The sequence below is a fragment of the Sphingomonas sp. 66-10 genome (assembly GCF_001897045.1).
In the GTDB taxonomy this organism is placed as follows: domain Bacteria; phylum Pseudomonadota; class Alphaproteobacteria; order Sphingomonadales; family Sphingomonadaceae; genus Sphingomonas; species Sphingomonas lycopersici.
Genome location: NZ_MKRR01000119.1, coordinates 1 through 981 on the forward strand (window position 1 = coordinate 1; position 981 = coordinate 981).

Consider the following 981-nt stretch of genomic DNA (forward strand, 5'->3'; position numbering starts at 1 on the left):
TCGGCCACGCGCAGGCCGAGGCTCTGGCGCGCGGAGGGATCGACCGTCACCCCGGGCGCCGCGCCGGCACTTTCGCCGTCGGCATATCTGGGCACAAGCTGCATATCCATGAACGGCGACTTGCCGGGCTTGTCGAACTTCTGGTTGGGAAACATCGGGTCGTACCAGTAGAGCACCTTGCCCGAGCCTGTGCCCGCCTCGCCGGACGCGGCGGCCTGCGGTTGCGGCGACCTGTGGCCCGCCCAATAGCCCGCGCCACCGGCGGCCAGCGCGACGACAAGGATCGATGCGCCCCAGCGCACTGTGTCCGACTTGAGCGTCATGGCCGCTCCTCCCCATAAGTGATGTTGATACGGACCGCGTCGCGCGCGACATCGGCCTCGCGGTTGAGCGTTTCGACCTCGGCCTCGGCGAGCGCCAGGGTCGAGAGCAGCGCGGTTCCCAGGTCGAGCTTGCCCGCGGCATAGCTGTCGCGGTCGAGTTCGGCGCGGCGCCTGGCGAGGGGCACCAGCGTCTCGCGGGCATTGCGCAACCGGGAGAGATGCATGGCATGGTCTGCGAGATCGGCGTCGAGTTGCGCCACCAGCTCGCGGCGGATCGCCTCGCGGTCGAACCGACCCCCTTGCACAAGGCTCTCGCTGGCAGCGATCCTGGGATTCTGGCGCTTGCCGGCGAACATTGGCAGGTCGATCGACACGCCGACCGAGGCCATGTCGCCGTACATGGGATCGCGCCGGCCATAGGTGACGCCGACCTTCCAGTCGGAGCGCTTGTCGGCGCGCGCGAGGCGCACGTCCGCTTCGGCGACTGCGATCCGCGCGTCCTGCGCGCGCACGGCGGGAAGCGCATCGATCCCGGCCCGCAGCCGGATCGGATCGACATCGAGTATCGGCGGGTCGCCCGTCGCCTGCGGGTCGGGGTCGCCGGTATAGCGCGCGAGCCGGGCCCGCGCCTGCGCCACCACCGCAGCCATCTCGGCGC

General features: G+C 70.5%; 2 protein-coding genes. Both read right to left on the reverse strand.

From position 1 onward, the window contains the following. A partial coding sequence (locus BGN95_RS12725; protein ID WP_286772823.1) for a heavy metal-binding domain-containing protein occupies nt 1–323 on the reverse strand: 323 nt, incomplete at its 3' end. Next, nucleotides 320–981, reverse strand: a 662-nt coding sequence (locus BGN95_RS12730) for a TolC family protein (RefSeq protein WP_286772824.1), incomplete at its 5' end; no start/stop codon positions are given. The genes BGN95_RS12730 and BGN95_RS12725, both read right to left, overlap by 4 nt.